This is a genomic window from Glacieibacterium arshaanense (assembly GCF_004681125.1).
Classification (GTDB): Bacteria; Pseudomonadota; Alphaproteobacteria; order Sphingomonadales; family Sphingomonadaceae; genus Polymorphobacter_A; species Polymorphobacter_A arshaanense.
In genome coordinates this window covers 179,565-204,061 of the sequence record NZ_SIHO01000003.1, presented here as the reverse complement: position 1 = coordinate 204,061, position 24,497 = coordinate 179,565, and the positions used below count along the sequence as shown (strand labels likewise).

At 64.5% G+C, this 24,497-nt stretch carries 25 protein-coding genes; 17 read left to right on the top strand and 8 right to left on the bottom strand.

Features of this window, described 5'->3' with window-relative positions; genetic code table 11:
- Window positions 1-31: 31 nt before the first annotated feature.
- Both gshB and EUV02_RS12945 read left to right on the top strand, forming a co-directional pair.
- Window positions 32-982, top strand: coding sequence for a glutathione synthase (gene gshB / locus EUV02_RS12950; RefSeq protein WP_135246711.1), 951 nt, complete (start codon window positions 32-34; stop codon window positions 980-982).
- A 33-nt stretch (window positions 983-1,015) separates the two neighbouring features.
- On the top strand, window positions 1,016-1,342 hold the full coding sequence (locus EUV02_RS12945) for a hypothetical protein (protein ID WP_135246710.1): 327 nt from the start codon (window positions 1,016-1,018) through the stop codon (window positions 1,340-1,342).
- A 519-nt stretch (window positions 1,343-1,861) separates the two neighbouring features.
- Here the strand turns inward: EUV02_RS12945 and EUV02_RS12940 are convergent.
- Entirely contained in the window at window positions 1,862-4,132 is a 2,271-nt protein-coding gene (locus tag EUV02_RS12940) for a patatin-like phospholipase family protein (protein ID WP_166430625.1), read from the bottom strand.
- A 331-nt stretch (window positions 4,133-4,463) separates the two neighbouring features.
- On the opposite strand from EUV02_RS12940, the gene rplU reads away from it, so the two are divergent.
- Window positions 4,464-4,757, top strand: coding sequence for a 50S ribosomal protein L21 (gene rplU / locus EUV02_RS12935; RefSeq protein ID WP_135246708.1), 294 nt, complete (start codon window positions 4,464-4,466; stop codon window positions 4,755-4,757).
- Window positions 4,758-4,773: 16 nt separating this feature from the next.
- A complete protein-coding gene (rpmA, locus tag EUV02_RS12930; RefSeq protein ID WP_135246707.1) occupies window positions 4,774-5,043 on the top strand; it encodes a 50S ribosomal protein L27 in 270 nt (89 codons plus the stop codon).
- A gap of 202 nt (window positions 5,044-5,245) precedes the next feature.
- Here the strand turns inward: rpmA and EUV02_RS12925 are convergent, their stop codons facing one another.
- A complete protein-coding gene (locus EUV02_RS12925; RefSeq protein ID WP_135246706.1) occupies window positions 5,246-6,184 on the bottom strand; it encodes a hypothetical protein in 939 nt (312 codons plus the stop codon).
- 99 nt (window positions 6,185-6,283) lie between these two features.
- Here EUV02_RS12925 and obgE point away from each other — a divergent pair, with 99 nt between their 5' ends.
- The 3 genes from obgE (at window position 6,284) to EUV02_RS12910 (ending at window position 8,944) form a co-directional block, all read left to right on the top strand.
- Window positions 6,284-7,315 carry a GTPase ObgE gene (obgE, locus tag EUV02_RS12920; RefSeq protein ID WP_135246705.1) on the top strand — a complete coding sequence of 344 codons (1,032 nt, stop codon included), beginning with the start codon at window positions 6,284-6,286 and terminating at the stop codon, window positions 7,313-7,315.
- Complete coding sequence (proB, locus tag EUV02_RS12915; protein WP_135246704.1) at window positions 7,300-8,430, top strand: glutamate 5-kinase; 1,131 nt, start codon at window positions 7,300-7,302, stop codon at window positions 8,428-8,430. Before obgE ends, proB begins: the two co-directional genes overlap by 16 nt.
- Window positions 8,431-8,695: 265 nt before the next feature.
- Window positions 8,696-8,944 carry a hypothetical protein gene (locus tag EUV02_RS12910; RefSeq protein ID WP_135246703.1) on the top strand — a complete coding sequence of 83 codons (249 nt, stop codon included), beginning with the start codon at window positions 8,696-8,698 and terminating at the stop codon, window positions 8,942-8,944.
- Between the two features lie 217 nt (window positions 8,945-9,161).
- Here EUV02_RS12910 and EUV02_RS12905 read toward each other — a convergent pair whose 3' ends face one another.
- Window positions 9,162-10,241, bottom strand: a complete 1,080-nt coding sequence (locus EUV02_RS12905; protein ID WP_135246702.1) for an alkene reductase — start codon at window positions 10,239-10,241, stop codon at window positions 9,162-9,164.
- Between the two features lie 658 nt (window positions 10,242-10,899).
- On the opposite strand from EUV02_RS12905, the gene EUV02_RS12900 reads away from it, so the two are divergent.
- The 10 genes from EUV02_RS12900 to EUV02_RS12855 all read left to right on the top strand — a co-directional run bounded on the left by EUV02_RS12900 (window position 10,900) and on the right by EUV02_RS12855 (window position 19,431).
- Window positions 10,900-11,961 (top strand): hypothetical protein, encoded by a 1,062-nt coding sequence (locus tag EUV02_RS12900; RefSeq protein ID WP_135246701.1) that lies wholly within the window; start codon window positions 10,900-10,902, stop codon window positions 11,959-11,961.
- 347 nt (window positions 11,962-12,308) lie between these two features.
- Window positions 12,309-13,430, top strand: a complete 1,122-nt coding sequence (locus EUV02_RS12895) for a beta-ketoacyl-ACP synthase III (protein ID WP_135246700.1) — start codon at window positions 12,309-12,311, stop codon at window positions 13,428-13,430.
- A 43-nt stretch (window positions 13,431-13,473) separates the two neighbouring features.
- On the top strand, window positions 13,474-14,748 hold the full coding sequence (locus EUV02_RS12890; protein WP_135246699.1) for a glutamate-5-semialdehyde dehydrogenase: 1,275 nt from the start codon (window positions 13,474-13,476) through the stop codon (window positions 14,746-14,748).
- 10 nt (window positions 14,749-14,758) lie between these two features.
- The gene (locus EUV02_RS12885; RefSeq protein WP_135246698.1) at window positions 14,759-15,370 is read left to right on the top strand and encodes a nicotinate-nucleotide adenylyltransferase; all 612 of its coding nucleotides are present in this window, start codon (window positions 14,759-14,761) and stop codon (window positions 15,368-15,370) included.
- A gap of 28 nt (window positions 15,371-15,398) precedes the next feature.
- Window positions 15,399-15,839: a ribosome silencing factor gene (rsfS, locus tag EUV02_RS12880; RefSeq protein WP_424022195.1), complete on the top strand. Its 441-nt coding sequence runs from the start codon at window positions 15,399-15,401 to the stop codon at window positions 15,837-15,839.
- Window positions 15,836-16,258: a 23S rRNA (pseudouridine(1915)-N(3))-methyltransferase RlmH gene (locus EUV02_RS12875; protein ID WP_135246697.1), complete on the top strand. Its 423-nt coding sequence runs from the start codon at window positions 15,836-15,838 to the stop codon at window positions 16,256-16,258. Before rsfS ends, EUV02_RS12875 begins: the two co-directional genes overlap by 4 nt.
- A gap of 196 nt (window positions 16,259-16,454) precedes the next feature.
- A complete protein-coding gene (locus EUV02_RS12870; RefSeq protein ID WP_135246696.1) occupies window positions 16,455-17,792 on the top strand; it encodes a S41 family peptidase in 1,338 nt (445 codons plus the stop codon).
- A 73-nt stretch (window positions 17,793-17,865) separates the two neighbouring features.
- Window positions 17,866-18,447: a YqaA family protein gene (locus EUV02_RS12865; protein ID WP_135246695.1), complete on the top strand. Its 582-nt coding sequence runs from the start codon at window positions 17,866-17,868 to the stop codon at window positions 18,445-18,447.
- Window positions 18,437-18,901 carry a disulfide bond formation protein B gene (locus EUV02_RS12860; RefSeq protein ID WP_135246694.1) on the top strand — a complete coding sequence of 155 codons (465 nt, stop codon included), beginning with the start codon at window positions 18,437-18,439 and terminating at the stop codon, window positions 18,899-18,901. The genes EUV02_RS12865 and EUV02_RS12860 overlap by 11 nt, the downstream gene beginning before the upstream one ends.
- 38 nt (window positions 18,902-18,939) lie before the next feature.
- Complete coding sequence (locus tag EUV02_RS12855) at window positions 18,940-19,431, top strand: demethoxyubiquinone hydroxylase family protein (RefSeq protein ID WP_135247009.1); 492 nt, start codon at window positions 18,940-18,942, stop codon at window positions 19,429-19,431.
- Between the two features lie 156 nt (window positions 19,432-19,587).
- Here EUV02_RS12855 and EUV02_RS12850 read toward each other — a convergent pair whose 3' ends face one another.
- The 5 genes from EUV02_RS12850 to EUV02_RS12830 all read right to left on the bottom strand — a co-directional run bounded on the left by EUV02_RS12850 (window position 19,588) and on the right by EUV02_RS12830 (window position 24,450).
- Window positions 19,588-20,772, bottom strand: coding sequence for an acetyl-CoA C-acyltransferase (locus EUV02_RS12850; protein WP_207790187.1), 1,185 nt, complete (start codon window positions 20,770-20,772; stop codon window positions 19,588-19,590).
- 151 nt (window positions 20,773-20,923) lie between these two features.
- Entirely contained in the window at window positions 20,924-21,766 is an 843-nt protein-coding gene (locus EUV02_RS12845; protein WP_135246693.1) for a PhzF family phenazine biosynthesis protein, read from the bottom strand.
- Window positions 21,763-22,203, bottom strand: a complete 441-nt coding sequence (locus tag EUV02_RS12840) for a DUF2948 family protein (protein WP_166430624.1) — start codon at window positions 22,201-22,203, stop codon at window positions 21,763-21,765. Before EUV02_RS12840 ends, EUV02_RS12845 begins: the two co-directional genes overlap by 4 nt.
- Before the next feature lie 29 nt (window positions 22,204-22,232).
- The gene (gene murA / locus EUV02_RS12835) at window positions 22,233-23,516 is read right to left on the bottom strand and encodes a UDP-N-acetylglucosamine 1-carboxyvinyltransferase (RefSeq protein ID WP_135246691.1); all 1,284 of its coding nucleotides are present in this window, start codon (window positions 23,514-23,516) and stop codon (window positions 22,233-22,235) included.
- A 112-nt stretch (window positions 23,517-23,628) separates the two neighbouring features.
- Window positions 23,629-24,450 (bottom strand): enoyl-CoA hydratase, encoded by an 822-nt coding sequence (locus EUV02_RS12830; RefSeq protein ID WP_135246690.1) that lies wholly within the window; start codon window positions 24,448-24,450, stop codon window positions 23,629-23,631.
- Window positions 24,451-24,497 lie beyond the last annotated feature (47 nt).

Sequence of the window (24,497 nt, the reverse complement as noted above, 5' to 3'; positions counted from 1 at the left end):
GCGCTGCGCCATTGATCGCGGAGAAGATTGCATGAGCCTGAGAGTCGCGGTCCAGATGGACCCCATCGAGACCGTCAAGATCGGCGGCGACTCGTCGTTCGCGATGATGCTCAAGGCGCAGGCGCGCGGCCATCAGCTGTGGCACTATCTGTCGACCGACCTGAGCTACCGCGAAGGCCGCGTACTGGCGCGCGCCCGGCCGCTGACGGTGCAGGCGGTGGCGGGCGACCATTACCGCTTCACCGGCGATGCAGTGACGCTCGACCTCGGCGCCGACACCGATGTCGTGCTGATGCGCCAGGACCCGCCGTTCGACATGGCCTATATCACCGCGACGCACCTGCTTGAGCTCGTGCAGGGCGAGACACTGGTGGTCAACGACCCGGCATCGGTGCGCAACGCCCCCGAAAAGCTGTTCGTGCTCGGTTTCGGCGACCTGATGCCGCCGACGCTGATTACCCGCACGCTCGACGAGGCGATGGCGTTCCGTGCCACGCACGGCGAAATCGTCGTCAAGCCGCTCTATGGCAACGCCGGTAGCGCGGTGTTCCACATCAGCAAGGCCGACGCCAACCTGCCGGCGCTGGTCGAACTGTTCGGCGAAGTCTGGCGCGAGCCGTTCATGGTGCAGAAGTTCCTCCCCGACGTCAGCCTCGGCGACAAACGCATCGTGCTGATCGACGGCGTCGCCACCGGCGCCATCAACCGCCTGCCCAAGACCGGCGAGATCCGCTCGAACCTCGCCGCCGGCGGCTCGGCGCACGCCACCGAGCTGACGCCGCGCGAACGCCACATCTGCGACCGCCTCGGCCCCGAACTCAGCAAGCGCGGGCTGGTGTTCGTCGGCATCGATGTCATCGGCGGCTACCTCACCGAAATCAACGTCACCTCGCCGACCGGCATCGTCGCTATCGACCGCTTCAACGGCACCGACACGCCAGCGCTGATCTGGGACGCCATCGAGGCGCGGCTGCGGAAATAACCATCAACTAGCTTAAAACTTGGGAGATTTGTCATGGGTTACAGCCACAAAACCGAGCGCAAGCGGGTCAGCGCCGACGAGGTCGAACTGCTCGACAAGTCGCACCACCCCGCACTCGGCAAGCTCAGCGACGCCGAGCTCGCCGAACTGCGCAAGCTGGTCCGCGACCGCCGCGACCGCGCGCAGACCATGGCCAACCAGCAACGCCGCGAAGCCCGCCGCAAGGCCGAGCCGCGCGGTGCCCAGGCCGCCTTTGACAATTCGGGCACGCTGCGCAAAGCCGATGTGCTGGCCGGCGCCATGCGCCGCATCAACGGCGAAGTCGTGCGCCGTGAAGAAAAGGCGGCGCGCGGGGCTTAGTGGAAGGGGCCTCCGGCGGGCAGGGTCTTGGCCCTGCACCCGGTTTTTTGGGGTGCAGCCACGACGAATTTCCGGCCAGCGGATATTCCCGCCCCGGTCCATCGTTCTGGTACTGACCCCCACTGCCACGGTGGAGATAATCCTCTTCCCGATGACGGCGTCCTTGGGAGGGTTGCTGGGTCATCGGGAAGAGGCAGGCTTTGTGACGCTGATCGGGATAGCCGGGTTGCGGAGGACGGGCGGTTTCTTACGCCGCTAGTACTGTTTCAGTACTGTATGTCAGCACTAGGCTTCGTACAGGGTAGAAAGTGTCCTTCTGGAAACACTTGGAGCTGAAGTTCCCGATCCAACAGAGCGCGGGGCTAAAAAGCGCGGCGGTGAGACGGCACGCCCGGGAACGCAAGTGGCGATCGTGAGCCCGGACAGGTTGGACGAGGAACTCCCATTCCTCGCCGCCTTGACCAATCTACTAACCGATTCGGTTCACAATGTCAAGAGAAATCGCGCTAACGGCGATTCCTAGAAGACCCGGCCGATGATCAGGTAGATGGCGTTGTTGTTGCCGCCGGCATGGCCATAGGCGAAATACGCCGGGCCGATGGGCGTATCGATCGCCACGAAGCCGCTGAACGCCGTGTGCAGCGAACCGATCGAGAAATCGTCAAGCGTCGAGTAGATGTTGCCGAATTCGAGCGAGCCGCCGACATAGATCGGCAGGTTGATGATCGGTGCGTCATAGCCCATCCGGTGGAAAACCACCGCACGGCCCAGTACCTGGTTCTGGCCGACCAGCGAGTTGACGGGATAGCCCGACAGGTTGAACAGCCCGCCGAGTTTGAACGGGCCCATGAAATCATAGTTGAGGTTGTCCGTCGCCCCAAAGCGCGCGCCCAGCACCACCGTCGTGCGGCCGAATGTAAACGGCTGGTTGCCATAGAATTGGTACGTCTGGCCGGTAATATCCCCGCCGAGCGCGTCAACATAGTCGGTGAAGTCAATATTGAACTGCGTGCCGTATTTCGGGAAAATCAGCGAATCGAGCGTATCGACTTCGAAACCGAGCGTCAGCCGGACATCCTCGTTCCAGCCCGATGGCAGGCCGGTAGGCACGCTGCCCTTGAGCTGCTGGATGCCGCCGAGCTGCGCGCCGACGCGGATTTGCCCCCAATTGCCGAAGATATAACCCGCATTGATGACCGCACCCATTTGCTTGTAGCGCAACACGCCGAGCGAGCCGCTGCCATCGGCATTGTAGAGCTGCGAGTTGAACCGATAGGCATAGGCCGCCGGCTCGACGAACCACTGGCCGAACTGCTTGTAGAGTTCGACAGTTGCCGAAACGTTGGTGCCGATATTGGCATAGCCGCGCCATTCGGCGCCAGTGCCCATGAAGTCGCGGTCGGTGTACGCTGCGGCAATCTGGAAAGTCGAGCTTTTGCCGAGGCTCGAGCCCATCAGGAAACCGAACTGGAAGAAGCGGTCCTGCGTCGGGTCGCCCTTGGCGCGGACAATTAGGTCGCGGTCGGTGCCCGGCCCGCCGCCCAGGGTGTAATAGACCCGGTCAAACGCAGCGAGTTTGTAGACGTCATTGACATCCTGCTTCATGATTTGAGCGTCAATCACCGTGCCGGGCTTGGTGGTGATCATGGTTTCGATCTGCTTGGTCGGGACCACCGAAGTGTTTTCAACGGTGACCGTCCGCGCCGTGATCGGGCTGTTCTGGACGCGGCGCGCTTTTGCCGCCTGATACGCCGCCCAATCGGCTTCGCTCAGCGACAGCTGTGAAAGTTTGGCCTCCATGGCCTGTGCTGCCACCTGACCGCGGGTAATGCCCAGATCGACCTTGTCGAACGACGTTGTCGACAGTCCTTCGATATCGGGGGTGATGAGCACGTCCTGACCCTTGAGCGAGGCAAGCTGGCGCGCCACGGCGTCGTTGCCGAGCAGCAGCTGCATCTGCGCGAAGACGTTGATGGCGTTGGTAATCTGGTCCTTGCGCATCGGCGGCGAGCCGACGTTGACGACGATGACAACATCGACGCCCATGGCGCGTGCAACATCGACAGGCACATTGTCCGAAATGCCGCCGTCGACCAGCAACAACCCATCGCGTTCGACAGGCGGAAAGCCCGCCGGCACCGCCATGCTGGCGAACACCGCGCTCGAGATGTCACCGCTGCCGAGCACCACCGAATGGCCATCGACGATATTGGTCGCGACAGCGCGGTAGGGGATCGCCATCTGATCGAAATTGTCGATGGCGCGGTTAGGCAGCAGCAGCGACTGCAACGTCGCATAGAGCTTCTGACCGCCGAGTACGCCCTTCGGCAAGATCGGTTTGCCGTCCTTGAAGCCGAGCCGATAGGGCAGCAGGATGTTGCGCTCGTCGTTCTTGCGGCGCAGCGACAGTTCGTCACGCGGAATCGAGTCGTCGAACAGCGTCACCCAGTTGATGCTGTGCGCGACATCGATGAGTTCATTGGCATTGCGGCCGCCGGCATAGAGACTGCCGACCACAGCACCCATGCTGGTGCCCGCCACCACGTCGACAGGGATTCGCAGGCGTTCGAGTTCCGAAATGACGCCGATGTGCGCGAAACCCTTGGCGCCGCCGCCGCCAAGTACCAGACCGATTCGCGGCCGGCCGGGGCGCGCGAGGATGTTCGCCGGTACAGCCGGGCTTGTTGCCGCCGGGGTGACTGCTGCCTTGGTGCCCGGTGTAACGGTCGCCGCAGCATCGGCCAGTGCCGGCGCCGCATGCAAGGCGACTGTCGCGCCAAGAATCGTCAAGACGCGCCCCAAGACGCCAAACGCAGCGGCAAATGCCCGTTGCCCAATCATCGACGTGGTTCCCCCAACAATGTAACGCCTGAGCCCGAACCCTGCATTTGGCGTGCAGTCATACGAATATGCCGACCATAGCGTCGGACACCGCGAAGGCAAACGCTGTGTTTGCAGCGCGATTTCGGGCAAACGCCGGCAGTGCATCGGCGACAGGGTCGCAGCCCCGCCGCCAAGACAAGTTGACAAGTGCGCGCCCTTGGCCTAGCAACCCGCCTCTCGCACGCTCCCCGAAAGGGTGGCGCGCTAACACTGAATTCCAATTCAAGGTTGAAGTACGATGTTCGCAGTGGTGCGCACGGGTGGCAAGCAGTATCGCGTTGCTACCGATGACAAGATTATCGTGGAACGCCTCGACGGCGAAGCCGGCCAGACCATCGCGCTCGACGTGCTGATGCTCAGCGACGGCGGCGTCATCAAGGATGCCAAGGGCGCGTCGGTCACCGCGGAAATCGTCGCGCAGACCAAGGGCGACAAGGTCATCATCTTCAAGAAGAAGCGCCGCCACAACTACCGCCGCAAGAACGGTCACCGCCAGCAGCTGACGGTGCTCAAGATCGTCAGCGTCGGTTGAGCGAGAGGATTTAGAAATGGCACATAAGAAAGCAGGCGGCTCCTCGCGCAACGGTCGCGATTCGGCAGGCCGCCGTCTCGGCGTCAAGCTGTTCGGCGGTCAGAACGCCAAGGGCGGCGCGATCATCATCCGCCAGCGCGGCACCAAGGTCTATCCGGGCCGCAATGTCGGCATCGGCAAGGATCACACGCTGTTCGCGCTCGGTGAAGGCGTCGTCGTGTTCCACGATGGCAAGCTCGGCCGCAAGTACGTCAGCGTCGACGTCCGGGCTGCTGCGGCTGAATAAGCCCAAGCGCTAACGAATTTCAAGGGGCGGGTCCGGCTACGGGCCCGCCCCTTTCGTTTAGGGCTTAGGCAGTCGTAGCCAAGCTTGAACACAACACCCCACGCCGCTCATCCCGAGCGAAGTCGAGGGACGCGCGACGCCCTCGGCGTGTCCCTCGACTTCGCTCGGGATGAGCGGCGTGGGGCTTAGGTGGGCTGGAGCCTTAGGAGGCAAAGTTGCAGGTCAGCACCCACTGCCGGCCGGGCTTGTCCATTTCGATTCGCGAACATTTGGTCAGCACGTCGCGGCCGATCAAAATCCACGGCCTGTTGCGATTGCCCCGGCGCTTCGAGCCGCTGACGACAATCGCATCTTCCTGGTCGGCCTCGGTGCTGGTGCCCGCCTTGGCCCGCGCATCAAGCAGCTTGGCCTGCGCCTCGGTGATTCGCACCGTCGGGTCGATCAGCGGCAGCCCGAGCACACGCGCGCCTGCCACCGGCGTCAGCCCCTCGACCGGCAGCGCGACCTGCGGAAATGGCGTCCACAGCCCGACCTTGCCGCTGCGGTGCACCAGCCCGGCATCGGCGAGTGCCTGCCCGGCATTGGCGTTCATCACCGTGTGCGGCGCGTCGAGCGCGAATCGCACCGATATCTTGACGCCTTCGAGCTTGATCTCGCCGCCGACATCGCCGCGGCCGGTTGTCGGTATCGTATAGACGCTGCCGCCGGCGGGTGCGGCGGGCTGTTCGAAAATGACACGGTCGGCGTCGATCGCCATCACCGACAATATCCCGTCGATGCCGTTATCGACCGCCTTGTTGACCCACACCGTCGGCACCGTCAGCTTTCCGAGCCCGGCGACCGCGACATCGTAGAAATTGCCGCGAAACACTGCCTCGCCGCCGGGAATCAGCGGGTCCTTGACGGTCTGCTTGCCGAGCAGCGGGAAGGGCTTGAGCTTGGCGTGATCGGCGGGCGCCAGATTGAGCACCAGCGCCTTTTCAAACCCCAGCGACACGCGCACCGGCAGATTGGCGTCCTTGATGCGGATCATCACCCCGGGCTGCGGCGCGGCGGTCAGCGTCAGCACCGTCGGCGGCTTGGCGGCCGCGGGCAACACCAGCGCGGCGAGCAGGGGCACAATGACTCGACGTGGATTCATGCGATTCCTTGACCTCGAAAAAGTCCCCTCGCGCCCTGCATAGCGCAAATGCGCGCGACGCTCTGGCTAAAAAACGCGGTTTGCGCCATAGCCGCGCGCATGAAGTTTCTTGACCAGGCCAAAATCTATCTGCGCTCGGGCACCGGCGGCGACGGCGCCGTGTCGTTCCGGCGCGAGAAGTATGAAGAATTCGGCGGCCCCGACGGCGGCGATGGCGGTCGCGGCGGCCATGTCTATTTCGAATGCGTCGACGGCCTCAACACGCTGATCGACTTCCGCTACGCGCAGCACTTCCGCGCCGGACGGGGCGGCCACGGCATGGGGCGCAACCGCACCGGCGCCGGCGCCGACGACCTGGTCATCAAGGTCCCGGTCGGCACGCAGATCTTCACCGACGATCAGGAAATGCTGATCGCCGACTTCACCGCGCCCGGCCAAAAGCTGATGGTGCTACGCGGCGGCGACGGCGGCAAGGGCAACGACTTCTACAAAAGCCCGACCAACCGCGCCCCGCGCCAGTTCCAGCCGGGCTTCGAAGGCGCCGAGATGTGGGTGTGGCTGCGGCTCAAGCTGATTGCCGACGCCGGCCTGCTCGGCATGCCCAACGCCGGCAAGTCGACCTTCCTCAACGCCGTCACCAACGCGCACGCCAAGATCGGCGCCTATCCGTTCACGACCCTGAAGCCGCAGCTCGGCGTCGTGCGCCACAAGGGTCAGGAGTTCGTACTCGCCGACATCCCCGGCCTCATCGAGGGCGCCGCGGACGGTGTCGGCATCGGCGACCGCTTCCTCGGCCATATCGAACGCTGCCGCATCCTGCTGCACCTGATCGACGCCGATTGCGAAGACCCGCGCGAATCGTACGAAATCGTCCGTGCCGAGCTCGAAGCCTATGGCGCCGGACTCGAGGACAAGGACGAGATCATCGCGCTCAACAAGGCCGACCTGATCGAGCCCAAGCTGCTCGCCAAGCGCAAGAAGGCGCTCGAAAAGTTCAGCGGCAAGCCGGTCTATCTGCTGTCGGGCGCAACGCGTGAAGGCATGGATGCCGTGCTTGACCGCCTCGTCGAAGCCGTCGGCCGCGCCAAGAAGACCGACGGCGCGCAGGACAAAGCATGGACGCCCGTGTAGCGCGGTTTGCGCCCGCCGCCTGCCCGCGGCTGGTGATCAAGATCGGCTCGTCGCTGCTCGTCGCGGCCGACGGCAGCGTGCGCCGCGAGTGGCTCGAAACCGTCATCGACGATGTCGCGGCGCGGCGCGCGGCCGGCCAGCAGGTCGTCATCGTCTCGTCAGGCGCGATTGCACTCGGCGCCAAGCGGCTCGGGCTGCCCAAGGGTGGCCGCGCCAGCCTCGAGGACGCACAGGCGGCCGCTGCGACCGGCCAAATCGCGCTCAGCCAGATCTACGCCGAAATGCTCAGCGCGCGCGGCATCGTCGCGGCGCAAATCCTGCTGACGCTCGGCGACCTCGAAGACCGGCGGCGCTTCCTCAATGTCGCAGCCACGCTCGACCGGCTGCTCAGCCTCGGCGTCGTGCCGGTACTCAACGAGAACGACAGCGTCGCCACGCAGGAAATCCGCTTCGGCGACAATGACCGGCTGGCCGCACGCGCCGGCCAGGCCGCGGGCGCGGCAGGCGTCATCCTGCTCAGCGATATCGACGGGCTCTACACCGCCAACCCGGCGACCGACCCGAGCGCAAAGCTCATCCCCACCGTCGAGAAACTCGATGCCGCGATCGACGCCATGGCCGACGGCACCAGCGGCTCAGGCCTTGGCTCGGGCGGCATGACCGCCAAGGTCCAGGCCGCGCGCATCGCCAACAGCGCCGGCGTCCATCTGGCCATCATCGACGGCCGCCGCCCCGCACCGCTGCAGGCGTTCGCCGCCACCGGCCACGGCACGGTGTTCGTCGCCGGCGAAGGCGCCCGCGGCAAGAAAGCCTGGCTCGCCGGCCGCCTGACGCTCAAGGGCAAACTCCACATCGACGCCGGCGCCGTCCGCGCGCTCGCCACCGGCAAAAGCCTGCTCGCCGCTGGCGTCACCCGCGTCGAAGGCCGCTTCGAACGCGGCGACCCGGTCGAAATCCTCGGGCCAAGCGGCACCGCCGTGGCGCGCGGGCTGGCGGGCTATGACGCCGCCGACGCCGCCGCGATTGCCGGCGCACGCAACGAAGCGCAGGCGGGGATCCTCGGCTATGCGCCGCGCGCTGCGCTGGTGCACCGTGATCATCTGGTGACGCTTTAGAAGAGCCTCCGGCGGGCAGGCCTGAGGCCTGCACCCGATTGTTGTCACGCTCGATTGTGACCGGGAGTGCGCAGTCACTACAGCAGCGCCTCTACTCCCCGTTGGATGAAGATTCCGTGGCAGTTCACCAATTGCCTGCGATATCAAATGAACTTACGGATTCCACTGTTTTGAAAATTTACAATTATGAAATTTGCACAAACTACTAACAGACGTACCATAGAAATATTTCTTGGCCTCATCACACGAATTTGCTGAAAACCGAATGACCAACACGCTATTTTTGGCTTTTTCCCTAGCCAGCGTTTTTTCAAATGCTACCGAGGCAATCGGGTTGCCGTTGTTAACGATCAAAGTCCTATTGTTTATTATTTTGACTTCTGCGAAATCTCCAACATCTGGGAGAATACCCGCTCCATTGATCCATTCCGGAAAGCATCCAAGAGCAGTGTCATTGTTGGGAGCGCAGCTACAAGTAAGTATGGATGTTATGATGAAAATCATGAAATTATGATGATTCAACATAACGGATCGCCCCGAGTTTAACGCATGGACGCAGGCCCAAAAGCCGGGACGACCATACTACTTGCAGCCTTAACCTGTATACTGCCAAGCAGACACCTAATACTCCACTTCCCACTTCAAACCAACCACTCCCTCCTCCCCTGTGAGCACAGCGAACAGAGAGTGGGGAGGGTCGGGGTGGGGGAGGATGCCCGAGGCCGAAGCCGCTACGCCGCGGCCGTCACCGCCAGCTTGGGATAGTCGGTGTAGCCTTCCGGCCCGCGGATATACCAGGTCTTCGGGTTGTCTTCGTTGAGCGGCGCGCCGGTGCGGAAGCGCTCGACGAGGTCGGGGTTGCCGATATACTTCCGCCCCCAAGAAATCGCATCGGCGAGGCCGGAGTCGAGGTCGGCCTGCGCGCTCTCCGCCGTATAGTCCTGGTTGAGCACCAGCGGGCCGCTGAACACCTGCCGGATCTTGGGGCTCAACTTCGGCACGTTGGTGGCGCCGTAGGTGCCGTTCGGCGTCAGCTCACGCAGTTCGAGGAACGCGAGGCCGAGCTTGTCGAGCGCGCGCGCGGCCGGCAGGAAAACGCTTTCGGGGTCGCTGTCATCGGTGCCCTGCGATTCGCCGTTGGGCGACAGGCGAATGGCCGCGCGGTCGCCGCCGACTTCGGCGACAACGCGCTCCATGACCTCACGCATCAGGCGGATGCGGTTTTCCGGCGACCCGCCATAGTCATCGTCGCGCGCGTTGACGCCGTTGCGCAGGAACTGGTCGATCAGATAGCCGTTGGCGCTGTGAACCTGGACGCCGTCGAACCCGGCGGCGATCGCATTGCGCGCCGCACTGGCATACTCGTCGAGCGTCCGCTTGATGTCATCGAGCGTCGCGGCGCGCGGGGTGCCATAGGGGTTCTTGTCCGGCACCGCATACGGCGCCCGCACCGGCGACGAGGAGATCGAGTCCGATCCGATGGTGTCGGGGCGCGCCAGCCGGCCCATGTGCCACAGCTGCGCCATGATGCGCCCGCCGGCGGCGTGGACGGCCGCAGTGACCGGCTTCCACGCCTCGGTCTGCTCCGCCGTCCAGATCCCCGGCGTCCGTGGCCAGCCGAGCCCGATCCGGCTGATGCCGATGGCTTCGGCAATGATCAGCCCGGCACTGGCGCGCTGGCTGTAATAGTCGCCCATCAACGCGGTAGGCACATGGTCATCGCTCGCCCGCATGCGCGTCAGCGGCGCCATGAAGATGCGGTTCGGTGCCTGAATGGCGCCAATCGTGATCGGGTCGAAAAGACTGGGCATAAAATTCTCTTTGCGTTTGTTGCGACAGCGCGAGCGACTCGCCGATGACAGCAGTTGCCGCAGAATGAAGCCGCGCGCCACCTTCCATATTTAGGTTGTGTGCAAGGTCACGTTTATCGGACGCTGCAGGGCGTGCGGCAGTAAAGAGCCTCCGGCGGGCAGGCCTGAGGCCTGCACCCGATTGTTTTGCGCCCCATGCTTCCTGCTCCCCCCCCCTGCAAGGGAGGGGTCGGGGGTGGGGTTTAGCTGCCGGTCAGCAAACGACCCCATTGTTGCCATTCCAATCAAAATCCATTGGCCGTAAAACTTGCCATGGTTAGAGAGCATTTCGTCCGGTATGACTTAACCATGTTAGGTCTCGCCAAGTGAAACGGGTGGCCTTGTCGCCCACTGCCTACCGACCTTGGCTCTATCGCTGTGGTCGTGATGCTGAGGTGGGGCCTATGGCGGGGACTATCCTGGTCGAACCGTACCCAACAATTGCTAGTGCCGAGATTGGCGCCCAGCAAGTGGTGCGCGGCATCCCTCAACAGGGCGCGTGACAATGGACTCTTCGCATCTTCAGGCGGCCAACCATCGGCGATTGTCGCGACGGCAAAGTTGGATCCCGAAGATCTTGAGTCGAAAAGGAGGTTCTTGGCATTGCAAATTACGGAATATGGTGCGACCCGCACCTCATAAAACATGCCTATTTGGTTCTAATAAATTGCATAATGTCTTTTTGTTTTCTATTGTTGGACTGCTTTCGTCTTGTCACTCCAACCAACAGAAATCGCCACTATGCCAGACAGTTGAGATCCGGCCAGATGCGGCGCACGGGGCGCCGATTGGCCCTACGCGTCACATCACCTTTTTGGTTGAAACCATTCTATTCACGCTCGCCGGAGCTGACCAAGGGAACGATTGCCGTCTGGATATAGGGGTAACTCCAAGCCCCAAGGGCCATGCAGGGAGCAGCGCTGAGTTCGTCTTGCGTAACGGGTCAAACGTACTTTGGAAATTTGAGGAGCCACTCGATCCAACTTATGTCTTTGATGGCGATGTCTCAAAAGCCTTCGGCGCACTCCTGAACCTTGAACTGATCAAAATCGACGCCAACCCTTTCGATGGCATGACTCGTGATGAGATCAGGACCAGACTCTGTCGCTTAGTCGCTGGCACGGATTACGACAGGTTCCTCCACAAACTGCCAAATGGTACGGCAATCTGGCTCGATGAATGGGGAAATCTCGGGCCTCATATCCCCGACAACAGAGTGCTATTTGAGCGATTAGGAAAAGGTGAAATAACTTTCTCGTACGGCAATTTAGGATATGTATATGGAATGCCTACAGAAAATAGTGAAAACATGTCTGAAATAGATCGTAGCACCGTTATAGATAATGTGCGTGAAGGCCGACATCTCGATGGCTTAGACTTTGGCACTCGCCCAGAGAATGAACCATTGCACCCACTTTTTGGCCTGCAGGATCGAGCATTTAGCTCTAATTCTTCTGAGTCAAGCGAGCTTCGTATAGATTCAATCGCAATCTACTTCGGGACGACAATTCATGATGGTTGGCTTGACAGTCTGCGTGACAAGAATTCTCCAGATGGAGGTGCGTACATCGCACGCCTAGCCGCCTTACAGAACAACGCAGTCCTCGCCTCCGCATACACTGTTAGATTTAGCGGCACACCCGATCAACACATTTTGCAGAAATGTACTGAGAGTAGTTAAGACTCATTGGGCCGCCAAAGCGCAATGGAAATTCGGTTGAAGCCTTCCCGTCCATACGATCGCCGATGGCAAATTGGGGCACGGAGAACCTTTCTCGGCCGATGGCGAACATGCCATATTCACACCGCAGAATCTCTCGTGTGCATCAATTCGAATGTCCGCATGTCAGTTGATCCTACCTGATAGCGGACGTACTGCAACCCACCCCATTCCGGACGTTCCGCGCGTCCCCCGCGAAAGCTGGCGCGACGCAGCACTGCGACCCAATGACCGCCGCGCAGCCCCGCACCGGCCACACCGCATGATATCGCATTGCCGCCTCCCCGGCTTCGGTTTAGAACCCGCCCATGCCTATTCCTGTTATTTCGGCCACCGGCCTTTTCACCCCTGCCGACAGCATTTCGAACACCGAACTGGTCGACAGCTTCAATACCTATGTGGCGCAGCACAATGCCGAACATGCGGCGGCGATTGCGGCGGGCGAGGTTTTAGCGCTCGAGCCGAGTTCGGTGGAGTTTATCGAGAAGGCGAGCGGCATCCGCGCGCGCTATGTGCTGGCCAAGGCGCCGATCCTGGACCCCGCGGTCATGGCGCCGCGCTGGGATGAACGGCCCAACGAGCAAATTTCGGTGCTCGCCGAAATCGGCGTGGCAGCGGCGCGGGATGCGCTGGCGCGTGCCGGCCGCGACGCCAAAGATGTCGATGCCGTCATCTGCGCGTGTTCGAACCTGCAGCGCGCCTATCCGGCGATTGCCATCGAGATTCAGGACGCACTGGGCATCGACGGCTTTGGCTTCGACATGAATGTCGCCTGCTCGTCGGCGACGTTCGGCATCCAGACCGCGGCCGATTTCATCCGCGCCGGCAACGCCAAGTCGGTGCTGGTGGTCAACCCCGAAATCTGTTCGGGGCATCTCAACTGGCGCGACCGCGACAGCCATTTCATCTTCGGCGATGTCGCGACCGCCATCCTGGTCGAGGCGCAGGACATCGCGCCGGCGCAGCATTGGGAACTGCTCGGCACCAAGCTCAAGACCGTGTTTTCGAACAATATCCGCAACAATTTCGGCTTTCTCAACCGCGCCACGCCCGAAACTGCGGGCGCCCGCGACAAGCTGTTCGTGCAGGAAGGCCGCAAGGTCTTCAAGGAAGTCGTGCCGATGGTGGCAACGATGATCGCCGAGCAGATGGAGCGCTTTGCGCTGGCGCCGGCGGATATCCGGCGGCTGTGGCTGCACCAGGCCAATGCCGGGATGAACCGGCTGATCGCCGGCCGCGTGCTCGGCCATGAAGCGACCGAGGATGAAAGCCCGACGGTGCTCGATACCTATGCCAACACCTCGTCCGCCGGGTCGATCATCGCGTTCCATCTCAACAGCGACGATCTGCAGCACGGCGACACCGGCGTGATCTGTTCATTCGGCGCCGGCTATTCCGCCGGCACGGTGTTCGTGCGCAAGGCGGCCTGACACGCGGTTTTGCGTTTGGCCGGCGTTGTGACAAAAGGCGCCGATGACGACTTCGGCCTCTACTGATGCTGCCACGCTGATTGCGACGATGGGCGCGGCTGCGCGCGACGCGGCGGCGGTGCTCGCCACCACGCCGACGGCGACCAAGGCGGCAGCGCTGCTTGCGGCAGCGGCGGCGTTGCAGGCCGGCAGCGCCGAAATCGAAGCCGCCAACGCACAGGACATGGAAGCGGCAGGCGCGGCCGGGCTGTCGAACGCGATGCTCGACCGCTTGCTGCTGACGCCGGCGCGGATTGCCGCGATGGCCGAGGGTGTGGCAGCGATTGCGGCGCTGCCCGATCCGGTGGGGGAGGTCATCACGCGCTGGCAGCGGCCCAACGGGCTGGCGTTCGAGCGCGTGCGCGTGCCGCTCGGCGTCATCGGCATCATTTTCGAAAGCCGCCCCAATGTCACCGCCGACGCCGGCGCGCTGTGCCTGATGTCGGGCAATGCCTGCATCCTGCGCGGCGGTTCGGAAGCCGCGCGGTCGAACCGCGCCATCCATGCCGCATTGGTCGCCGGACTGAAGGCGGCGGGGCTGCCCGAAACCGCGATCCAGCTGGTGCCGACCACCGACCGTGCCGCGGTGGGCGCGATGCTGGCGGCGCACGGGCTGATCGACATCATCATCCCGCGCGGCGGCAAGGGGCTGGTGGCGCGCGTCCAGGCCGAGGCGCGGGTGCCGGTGCTCGCGCATCTGGACGGCATCAACCATGTCTATGTCGACAAGGCCGCCGATGCGGCGATGGCGGTCGAGATCACGGTCAATTCGAAGCTGCGGCGCACCGGCGTCTGCGGCGCGATGGAGACATTGCTGATCGACCGCGCCGCCCCCGAACTGGCGGCGTCGGTGCTCAAGGCGCTGCTCGATGCCGGTTGCGAGGTGCGGGTGACACCCGAACTGGCGGGGCTGGACGCACGACTGACCGCTGCCGACGCCGCCGACTGGGATACCGAATATCTCGACGCGATTGCCGCCGCGACACTGGTCGACGGTGTCGAAGGTGCCATCACGCACATCGCCGCGCACGGCTCGCACCACACCGACGCGATTGTCACCGATGACGCCGCCGCCGCCGCGACCTTCCTGTCGCGCGTCGACAGCGCCATCGTGCTGCACAACGCCTCGACGCAATATGCCGATGGCGGCGAGTTCGGCTTCGGCGGCGAAATCGGTATCTCGACCGGTCGGCTGCACGCGCGCGGACCCGTCGCGCTCGAAGGCCTGACGAGCTACAAGACGCTGGTACGCGGGCGTGGCCAGGTGCGGCCGGTTTGATGGCCACTTTGTGACGGGGCGCTCGCACGGCGCGCGGCGGATCGGGCTGCTCGGCGGCTCATTCAACCCCGCGCATGACGGCCACCGGCACATCAGCATCGAGGCGCTGCGGCTGCTCGACCTCGATGAAGTGTGGTGGCTGGTCAGCCCGCAGAACCCGTTGAAGCCCGAGGCCGGCATGGCGCCGCTCGCCACGCGGCTGGCATCGGCGCAGCGCGCGCGGCGGCATCCGCGGATCCGGCCGCTGGCGATCGAGGCCGAACTTGGCACCCGCTACACCGTCGATACGGTGCGGGCGCTGCAGCACCGTCACCCCAAAACCGACTTCATCTGGCTGATGGGCGCCGACAATCTGGGGCAATTCCACCGCTGGCGCGACTGGCGCAAGCTGGCGCGTTCCGTCGCGATTGCTGTTTTTCCGCGTTCGGGCTATGGTCGCAGCGCTCTGACCGCGCCGGCAATGGCTTGGCTCAGGCGCCGGCGCCGCATCACCGCGGCACCGGGTCACTGGAATGACTGGGAGTTACCGGCGATTGTGATGCTCAACATCAGGCTCAGCCCGCAATCCGCGAGCCGCCTGCGTGCGCGCAATCCCGACTGGGCAAGTGCCCCGAAACTATGACCCCCGCCCCGACAATAAGGACGTTGAATTGGCTTTGAACCCCGCCACCGCGCCGCGCGCCGTGGCCGCTGACGACCCTGCGGTCGCCGCCCTGCATGCGCTGATCATGAAGGTGCTCGATGACGACCAGGCGGTCGATGTCGTGTCCATTCCGCTGCGCGGCAAGACCAGCATCGCCGACCATATGGTCATCGCCAGCGGCAAGTCGACGCGTCAGGTCGCTTCGATGGCGACGAAGATCCAGCAGCTGATCAAGACCGAATTGAAGCGCGAATCGCGCGTCGAAGGCCTGCCGACCGCCGACTGGGTGCTGATCGACGCGCAAGACGTCATCGTCCATTTGTTCCGGCCCGAAGTGCGGACGTTCTACAACCTTGAAAAGATGTGGGCGTTCGACGGCCCGTCGGGTTCGACCAGCGAACGCCGCGCGCCGCCCAAGGTCGCAGCCGCCGAAACAACCGACGATTGAAGCTCCACGTCATCGCGCGCGGCCGCATCGGGCGCTGCCCGGAGGCCGACCTCGTCGAACGCTACCGCAAGCGCATGACCTGGCCGATGGCGATCACCGAGCTCGATGACCGCGGCCCGGTCAAGCTGCCGGGGCCGGTCACGCCGTGCGTCACCATCGTGCTCGACGAGCGCGGCAAGCCGTTGGCGTCACGCGCGCTCGCCGACCAGCTGTCGCGCTGGCGCGACGCCGGCATGCGCGAGGCCCGCTTCCTGATCGGCGCCGCCGACGGCCATGACGACGACATGCGCGCGCAGGCCGACCTGCTGCTCGGCTTCGGGCTGGCAACCTGGCCGCACATGCTGGTGCGCGCCATGCTCGCCGAGCAATTGTACCGGGCGACGGCGATTATTGCCGGGCATCCGTATCACAGGGATTAAGGGCCTACGGCGGGCAGGCGTGACGCCTGCACCCAATTGTTGCGACGGTGCCAAATACGCAGCGTCGCGTTTGATGCACCGGCGCAAGTGTCGGGTGCAGGCGTCACGCCTGCCCGCCGGAGGCTCTTAATGCATAGTCAGCCGTGCAAGCATGTTATACTGACGTTCAGCTAGTCCGTCGTAAGGTTCGGTTACAATGTCGCGCAATCCGTGGAGCTTTGCCCTTCCCCTCGCTGTTCTGGCGCTGATTCCGGCGTCGGCGGCGGTGCGTGCGGCGGCTGAGAGCGACACCTACAAGCAGCTTGATGCGCTGATGGACGTGTTCGAGCGCGTGCGCGTCGATTATGTCGACAAGACCGACGACAAGAAGCTCATCGAGGGTGCGATCAACGGCATGCTTGCCAGTCTCGATCCGCATTCGAGCTATCTCGACTCGCGCGACTTCGCCAACATGAAGCAGACCACCGACGGTGAGTACGGCGGGTTGGGGCTGACGGTCAGCACCGAAGAAGGTGCGGTCAAGGTCATTGCGCCGACCGACGATACGCCGGCGGCGCGTGCCGGCATCAAGTCGGGCGACTATATCACCCACATCGACGGCGAGCTGCTGTACGGGCTGACGCTCAACGAAGCGGTCGACAAGATGCGCGGCACGCCGGGCACGAAAATCAAGATTACCGTGGTGCGCGAGGGTGCGCCCAAGCCGATCGACTATACGCTGACGCGCGAAGTCATCCAGATCAAACCGGTGAAGTACGAGATCAAGGGCGACGTCGGCGTCATCCGCATCTCGGCGTTCAACAAGCAGACCGGTCCGGCGACGCGCGACGCGATCGAATCGATTGAAAAGACACTGGGCCCCAAGCTCGTCGGCTTCATTGTCGATCTGCGCTCGAACCCCGGCGGTTTGCTCGACCAGGCTATCGAAGTCTCCGACGCGTTCCTCGACCGCGGCGAGATCGTCTCGCAGCGCGGCCGCACCAAGGCCGACATCCAGCGCTATTATGCCAAAAACGGCGACCTGACCGAAGGCAAGCCGGTCATCATCCTGGTCGATGAAGGCTCGGCATCGGCGGCCGAAATCGTTGCCGGCGCGCTGCAGGACCATCGTCGTGCGCTGGTCATCGGCATGCGCAGCTTCGGCAAGGGCTCGGTGCAGACGCTGATCCCGCTGTCGGATGAAACCGCGTTGCGGCTGACCACGGCGCGCTATTTCACGCCGTCGGGGCGTTCGGTCCAGGAAGCCGGGATCGAGCCCGACATCGTCGTGCCGCAGCTGACCGATGCCAATTACAAGGAGCGCCCGCGCCTGCGCGAGGCCGATTTGCAGCGTCACCTGATCAACGAGATCAAGACCGACGACAAGTATATCGAGGCCGACATGAAGGCCGATCCGCGCTTTGCCGAAACCGCCGAGACGTTGAAAAAGCGCGGTGTCACGGATTTCCAACTTTACTATGCCATCAACCTGCTCGAACGGCTCAACCCGAACTATGTGCCACCGGCACCGGTGATCGCTTCGGCGGCGAAGTAGGCGCGGCGCGGCTGTTTGACGTGCTGCCCACCTGTGTTAGTGGCGCAATCGATCCTCGAACCGGGTGAAGCCAGTGCTGCGCAAACTCTATGACTGGACCCTCGAACGCGCCGGCCGGCCGACCGCCGAGCGTTGGCTGGCGTTCATTTCGTTCGCCGACTCGAGCTTCTTCCCGATCCCGCCCGATGTGATGCTGATCCCGATGTATCTGGCGCGGCCGGAGAAATCGATCCGCTACGCGACAATTGCCACCATCACCTCGGTGCTTGGCGCGCTGCTCGGCTATGCCATCGGCGCGGCGCTGTATCACACCATCGGCATCCCGCTGCTGCACTTCTATGGCTATGAAGCGACGTTCGCGCGCTTCACGGCGCAGGTGAACGAATATGGCGGCTGGCTGATGCTGGCGTTCGCGTTCCTGCCGATTCCGTACAAGGTCGCGACGATCGCCGCGGGCACCACCGGCATGTCGATTCCGGTGCTGATTCTGGCGTCGATTGCCGGGCGCGGCGGGCGCTTCTTCCTCGTCGCTTTCCTGATGCGGCGCTACGGCGACACCGCGCGCCACCTCATCGACAATCATTTCAACAAGCTGGCGCTGATCTTCAGCGGGCTGTTCGTCGGCGGCTTTGTGGTCGTGCACTATGCGTCGTGAACAAGCGGCCAATGCGCTGGTGCTGGTCGGCGCGGCGGGGCTGATCGGCGGCGCGCTGCTGTCGCAATTCGTCGGCGGGCTGTTCCCGTGTGAAATGTGCTATTGGCAGCGCTGGCCTCACCTCGCCGCCATCGCGCTCGGCCTGCTCGCCTGGGCGCTCGGCTCGAACCGCGCGCTGACCGCGCTCGCCGCGATTGCGGTGCTGGTCAGCGGCGCCATCGGCGTCTTCCACGCCGGCGTCGAATATCATTGGTGGGAAGGCCTGACGACCTGCACCGCCGCACCCGTCACCGGCACCACTTCGGAAGTGCTCGGCAGCATCATGGCGACGCCGCTGATCCGCTGCGATGCGGCACAATGGACGCTGTTCGGCATCTCGCTCGCCGGGTACAACGCAATCCTCTCGGGACTTATCGGCGGAGGCGCATTGTGGCTGCTACGGAAACCGCGTTGAACCACCTGCCGGGCGACCGGCGCGATAGCGTGGCATCAATGCTGCGCGTCGACCTTGCCGGCGAATTCGGCGCGTCGCGCATCTACGCAGGCCAGCTCGCCGTGCTCGGCAACCGCCACCCTGCCGCCGCCGAAATCGCCCGGATGCAGCAGCAGGAACAGCGCCACCTCGACTGGTTCGATGCCGAGCTCGTCAAGCGCCGCGTCCGCCCGACCGCGCTCCAGCCGTTCTGGAATGTCGCCGGCTTTGCGCTCGGTGCCGCGACGGCGTTGCTTGGCCCGCGCGCCGCCATGGCCTGCACCGTCGCCGTCGAAACCGAAATCGACCGCCACTACCAGGAACAACGCGACGCACTCGCCGGCAGCGAGCCCGAACTCGAGGCCACCATCGCCGAGTTCCAGGCCGAAGAAGTCGAGCACCGCGATACCGCACTCGCCCACGGCGCCGAATCGACGCCGGGCTACCCGCTGCTGAGCGCGATTATTCGTGCGGGGTGCCGGACGGCGATTGCCGCGGCGCGACGGGTTTAAGAGCCAAGGCTAGAGAAGAGCCTCCGGCGGGCAGGCCTCAGGCCTGCACCATAGGTTTGGGTCGGTGCATCGGGGACGTACGTCGGTCGATGTTGCGCGGTCACAAACTACTGGTGCAGGCCTGCGGCCTGCCCGCCGGAGGCTCTTTCGTCGGCCTTAAACCAACTCGACCGCGACTGCCGTCGCTTCGCCGCCACCGATACACAGGCTCGCCACGCCGCGTTTCAGGCCGCGCGTTTGCAGAGCGGAAATCAGCGTGGCCATGATGCGCGCGCCGCTGGCGCCGATCGGGTGGCCGAGTGCGGTAGCGCCGCCGTTGACGTTGATCTTGGCGTGATCGATGCCGAGGTCGCGCATGGCGATCATGGCGACGACGGCGAAGGCTTCGTTGACTTCGAACAGGTCGACATCATCGACGGTCCAGCCGGCCTTGGCGAGCACTTTGCGGATGGCGGGCACCGGCGCGGTGGTGAACAGGCCGGGGGCATGCGCGTGGCCGGCGTGCGCGACGATGCGGGCGACCGGCGTCAGGCCGAGGCGGTCGGCGACACTGGCGCGCGACATGACCATCGCGGCGGCGCCGTCCGAAATCGACGAGGCGTTGGCGGCGGTGATGGTGCCGTCCTTGGCGAACGCCGGCTTCAATGTCGGGATCTTGTCGGGCAGCGCCTTGCCGGGCTGTTCGTCCTCGGCGATGTCTTCGCTGCCCTTGCGCGTGGTCACGGTGACCGGGGTGATTTCGCGTTCGAAGGCGCCCGAGGCGATGGCCGCCTTGGCGCGGGCCAGACTTTCGAGCGCATAGGCGTCCTGCGCGCCGCGGGTGAACTGGTAGCTTTGCGCGGCTTCTTCGGCGAAGGCGCCCATCAGCTTGCCGGGGTCATAGGCGTCTTCGAGGCCGTCGAGGTACATCGAATCCTTGACCGCGTCATGGCCGATGCGCGCGCCGCCGCGATGCTTCATCAGAAGGTACGGCGCGTTCGACATGCTCTCCATGCCGCCCGCGACGATGAGGTCGGCAGTACCCGCTGCCAGCGCGTCATGCGCGACGATCGCGGCTTCCATGCCCGAGCCGCACATCTTGTTGACCGTCGCGGCCTCGACCGATTGCGGCAGCCCTGCGCCCAATGCGGCCTGACGCGCCGGCGCCTGGCCGAGCCCGGCCGGCAGCACGCAGCCCATCACAATGCGCTCGATGCTGTCGGGCGCCACGCCGGCGCGTTCGACCGCCGCACGCACCGCCGTCGCGCCGAGCGCCGTCGCGCTGACGCCGCCAAGCGCGCCCTGGAAGCCGCCCATCGGCGTGCGTGCATACGACAGGATGACAACGGAATCGGTGGCCATGATGGGTTCCTTCGCTGAATTTTCGGGGTTTGCCCTAGCGCAGTTGTGCGGCGCGGCACAACAGTTCGGAAGCAAGGGCCTCCGGCGGGCAGGGGTGACCCCTGCACCCGATTATTGGGGTGCACGGGTCACCCCTGCCCGCCGGAGGCTCTTAGATCGTCACACTGCCCGAAATGACGGTAATGCTGTCCCCACCGATCCAGATATCGGTGCCAATCTGTTCGACATGGACGAGGCCGGCGCGGCCGATGGCGGTGCCTTGCGACGCGACATAGGGCGAGGTGGCGCGGCCGGAGCCGAGCAGCCACTGCGCCAGGCCGGCATTGAGGCTGCCGGTGACGGGATCTTCGGGCGAGGCGATGTCGGCGGGGAAGGCGCGGACTTCGAACTGCGCGTCGATGCCGTCGGTGGGCGCGCAGCGCGCGACGACGCCGATATCGAGCCCGGCGAGCAGGCTTTTGTCGGGGCGCAGCGCCAGCACTTCGGCGCGGCTTGCCAGCTCGACGCCGAGCCATTCGGGGCCGTTTACCAGCCAGCTTGAGGCGACGATGGCGCTTTGCGCAACGCCAAGGCCCTTGGCGACGCGCGCCAGCAGTTGCGGTTCGACCGCGTCCGAGCGGATCAGCGGCGGCGCGGCGAAGGCGAGGCGGTCACCGTCGCGGCGCAGGCGCACCAGCCCGATTCCGCATTGCTGGACGATTTCGGCACCCTTGGGCACGCCGCCGGCCGCAAGCCATACATAGGCGCTGCCGATGGTCGGGTGGCCGGCGAACGGCAATTCGCGTTCGGTGGTGAAGATGCGGACACGGTAGTCGGCTTGCCCGTCGGTGGGCGCCAGCAGGAACGTCGTTTCGGCGAGGTTGGTCCAGTTGGCGAATGCCGCCATTTCGGAATCGCTCAGCGCGTCGGCGCCGATGACGACGGCGAGCGCGTTGCCCTTGAGCGGCGCGCTGGCGAAGACATCGACTTGCTGGAAATCGAAGCGACGCGTCATGCGGCGTCGTGGCTCGGCCGGCTGCGCGCGACCCAGGGCGACGACAGGTCCTCGAGCGTCACATCGACGACTTCGAGCGTCAGTCGCAGCGACGCGCCGCCCGAAAAATCGAGCGTCAGAAAGTCGCCGTCCAGCGTCATCGCCAGCAGCGCCAGCACCGTGTGCGTCGGGTCATGCGCGCCGGCCGAACTGGCGGGCGGCGGCACCGGCCAGCCGCGGCGCTCGACGCGCAGCACATGGTCGATGCGCAACGCCGTGCGGATGCGCGATTGGTCGTGCTGTTCCCAGCGGTAGCGCCCGACGAGCAGCACCAGCCGGTGACCGCGCGCATCCCAGGCGACGTCGATCGGGCGCACGGTGGCGTCCTGCAGCAGCGAAGACAGCAGCGGCAGTTCAGACGCCTCCTGTGCGAGCAGCAGCAGGCGGGTGTCGGCCAATGTAGTGGTGGGCGCAACGGTAGGCGTGCTCACCCGTCGGAAATCCGTTCGATGTCGGCGCCGACGGCCGAGAGCTTTTCTTCGAGCCGTTCATAGCCGCGGTCGAGGTGATAGACGCGGCTGACGATGGTTTCGCCCTGCGCCGCGAGTCCCGCCAGCACGAGGCTCATCGAGGCGCGCAAATCGGTCGCCATGACCTGCGCGCCGACGAGTTTGTCGACACCGCGCACTACGGCGGAGCGGCCGCGCACGGTGATGTCGGCACCCATGCGCGCCAGTTCGGGGACGTGCATGTAGCGATTTTCGAAGATGGTTTCGGTCAGCAGCGATGCACCATCGGCGAGCGCCAGCATCGCCATGAACTGCGCCTGCATGTCGGTCGGGAAGCCCGGATAGGGCGCGGTCGACACGGTGATGCCGTGCAGGCCGTTGGCGCGGCGCACCATCAGGCCACGCGGCGTCGCCTTGGTTTCGATGCCGGCTTCGCGCAGCGCATCGAACGTCGCGCCGAGCGTTTCGTCCTCGGCACCAATGAGCTCGATCTCGCCGCCGGTGATGGCGACGGCACAGGCGTAGCTGCCGGTTTCGATGCGGTCGGGCATCACCGCATAGGTCGCGCCGTGGAGTTTGGGGACGCCGGTGATGACCAGCCGTTCGGTGCCGACGCCGTCGATCTTCGCGCCCATGGCAATCAGGCAGCGGCATAGATCGACGATTTCGGGCTCGCGTGCGGCGTTTTCGATGATCGATTCGCCGACCGCGAGCACGGCGGCCATCACGACGTTCTCGGTGGCACCGACCGACACGGTGGGGAACACATAACGCCCGCCGCGCAGCCCGCCCTTGGGGGCGACCGCTTTGACATAGCCGGCAGTGACTTCGATTTCGGCGCCGAGGTGTTCGAGCGCCTTCAAATGCAGGTCGATCGGCCGGTTGCCGATGGCGCAGCCGCCGGGCAGCGACACGGTCGCCTCGCCGCAACGCGCCAGCAACGGCCCGAGCACGAGGATCGAGGCGCGCATCTTGCGGACGATGTCATACGGCGCGACGGTGCTGGTGATGCGGTTGGCGCGCAGCGTCATCACGCGGCCGTATTCGCCGGGGTGCGAGCCTTCGATCGTCGTCGAAACGCCGTGGTTGTTGAGCAGATGCCCGAAGGTATCGATGTCGGCCAAACGCGGCAGGTTGCGCAGCGTCAGCGGCTCTTCGCTGAGCAACGCGCACGGCATCAGCGTCAGCGCGGCGTTTTTGGCCCCCGAGATGTGGATGCTGCCTGAAAGCGGCCGGCCGCCGCGAATGATGATCTGGTCCATGACGGCTGGTTTAGCGCGTCATTTCGCCGCGCGATAGCGGGATTGAAGGGCCTCCGGCGGGCAGGGGTGACTGTTAGGTGCAGGGGCTAGCCCCTGCCCGCCGGAGGCTCTTTTACTTGCCTGTGAACTTCGCCGGGCGCTTTTCGAGGAAGTGCGCGACGCCTTCCTTGAAGTCTTCCGACGCGAAGCTGCCGGCCATGTCGGCGTCGGCGGCGGCAATCGATTCGCCGAGTGATTCGAGCTGCGCGTTCCACAGCTCGCGTTTCATTTCACGCAACGACCGCGGCGACACGTCATTGGCGAGCATCTTGGCGTAGGCCATGACGCCGGCTTCGAATTCGGCAGCGGGGAAAACCCGCGTCACCAGCCCGAGCGCCAGAGCTTCTTGCGCATCGACCTTGCGCGACGAAAACAGCAGGTCGGCGGCGGCGGCAAAGCCGATCAGGCGCGGCAGCAGCCACGAAATGCCGTGTTCGGCGATCAGCCCGCGCTTGGAGAACGCCGTGGTGAACACCGCGGCGTCCGACGCGAAACGGATGTCGGTGTACAGGGCATAGACCATGCCGAGCCCGGCACACGCCCCGTTGATGGCACCGATGATCGGCTTGGGCACTGCCGGGAACCAGCTGTTCGCCATGCGGAAGTCGGCACGCGCGTTGGGGTCGAAATCGCTGGCCCCGCCGGCGCCGGAGCGGGCGGCAGCGTTGCCGCCCTGGATGACCTGCAGCGTGTTCATGTCGGCACCGGCGCAGAAGCCGCGGCCGGCGCCGGTGAACACGATGACGCGCACGGCGGCGTCGTCGCTGGCAGCGCGCATCGCGGACTTGACGTCGCGGCCCATCTCGCCGCGCCAGGCGTTGAGCCGGTCGGGGCGGTTCAAAGTGATGACTGCGACGCCGTCTTCGACGCGGTACAGAATGTCTTCGTAGGTCATGGCTTCATCCTCACCCGGTTTTATGGTTGCGGATGATTGCATAAGGC

Bases quoted from the DNA above. Each gene is read 5' to 3' on its own strand.
- gshB (WP_135246711.1), top strand. From the start codon at position 32: ATGAGCCTGAGAGTCGCGGTCCAGATGGACCCCATCGAGACCGTCAAG.
- EUV02_RS12945 (WP_135246710.1), top strand. From the start codon at position 1,016: ATGGGTTACAGCCACAAAACCGAGCGCAAGCGGGTCAGCGCCGACGAG.
- rplU (WP_135246708.1), top strand. From the start codon at position 4,464: ATGTTCGCAGTGGTGCGCACGGGTGGCAAGCAGTATCGCGTTGCTACC.
- rpmA (WP_135246707.1), top strand. From the start codon at position 4,774: ATGGCACATAAGAAAGCAGGCGGCTCCTCGCGCAACGGTCGCGATTCG.
- EUV02_RS12925 (WP_135246706.1), bottom strand. From the start codon at position 6,184: ATGAATCCACGTCGAGTCATTGTGCCCCTGCTCGCCGCGCTGGTGTTG.
- obgE (WP_135246705.1), top strand. From the start codon at position 6,284: ATGAAGTTTCTTGACCAGGCCAAAATCTATCTGCGCTCGGGCACCGGC.
- proB (WP_135246704.1), top strand. From the start codon at position 7,300: ATGGACGCCCGTGTAGCGCGGTTTGCGCCCGCCGCCTGCCCGCGGCTG.
- EUV02_RS12910 (WP_135246703.1), top strand. From the start codon at position 8,696: ATGACCAACACGCTATTTTTGGCTTTTTCCCTAGCCAGCGTTTTTTCA.
- EUV02_RS12905 (WP_135246702.1), bottom strand. From the start codon at position 10,241: ATGCCCAGTCTTTTCGACCCGATCACGATTGGCGCCATTCAGGCACCG.
- EUV02_RS12900 (WP_135246701.1), top strand. From the start codon at position 10,900: ATGGTGCGACCCGCACCTCATAAAACATGCCTATTTGGTTCTAATAAA.
- EUV02_RS12895 (WP_135246700.1), top strand. From the start codon at position 12,309: ATGCCTATTCCTGTTATTTCGGCCACCGGCCTTTTCACCCCTGCCGAC.
- EUV02_RS12890 (WP_135246699.1), top strand. From the start codon at position 13,474: ATGACGACTTCGGCCTCTACTGATGCTGCCACGCTGATTGCGACGATG.
- EUV02_RS12870 (WP_135246696.1), top strand. From the start codon at position 16,455: ATGTCGCGCAATCCGTGGAGCTTTGCCCTTCCCCTCGCTGTTCTGGCG.
- EUV02_RS12860 (WP_135246694.1), top strand. From the start codon at position 18,437: ATGCGTCGTGAACAAGCGGCCAATGCGCTGGTGCTGGTCGGCGCGGCG.
- EUV02_RS12855 (WP_135247009.1), top strand. From the start codon at position 18,940: ATGCTGCGCGTCGACCTTGCCGGCGAATTCGGCGCGTCGCGCATCTAC.
- EUV02_RS12850 (WP_207790187.1), bottom strand. From the start codon at position 20,772: ATGGCCACCGATTCCGTTGTCATCCTGTCGTATGCACGCACGCCGATG.
- EUV02_RS12845 (WP_135246693.1), bottom strand. From the start codon at position 21,766: ATGACGCGTCGCTTCGATTTCCAGCAAGTCGATGTCTTCGCCAGCGCG.
- murA (WP_135246691.1), bottom strand. From the start codon at position 23,516: ATGGACCAGATCATCATTCGCGGCGGCCGGCCGCTTTCAGGCAGCATC.
- EUV02_RS12830 (WP_135246690.1), bottom strand. From the start codon at position 24,450: ATGACCTACGAAGACATTCTGTACCGCGTCGAAGACGGCGTCGCAGTC.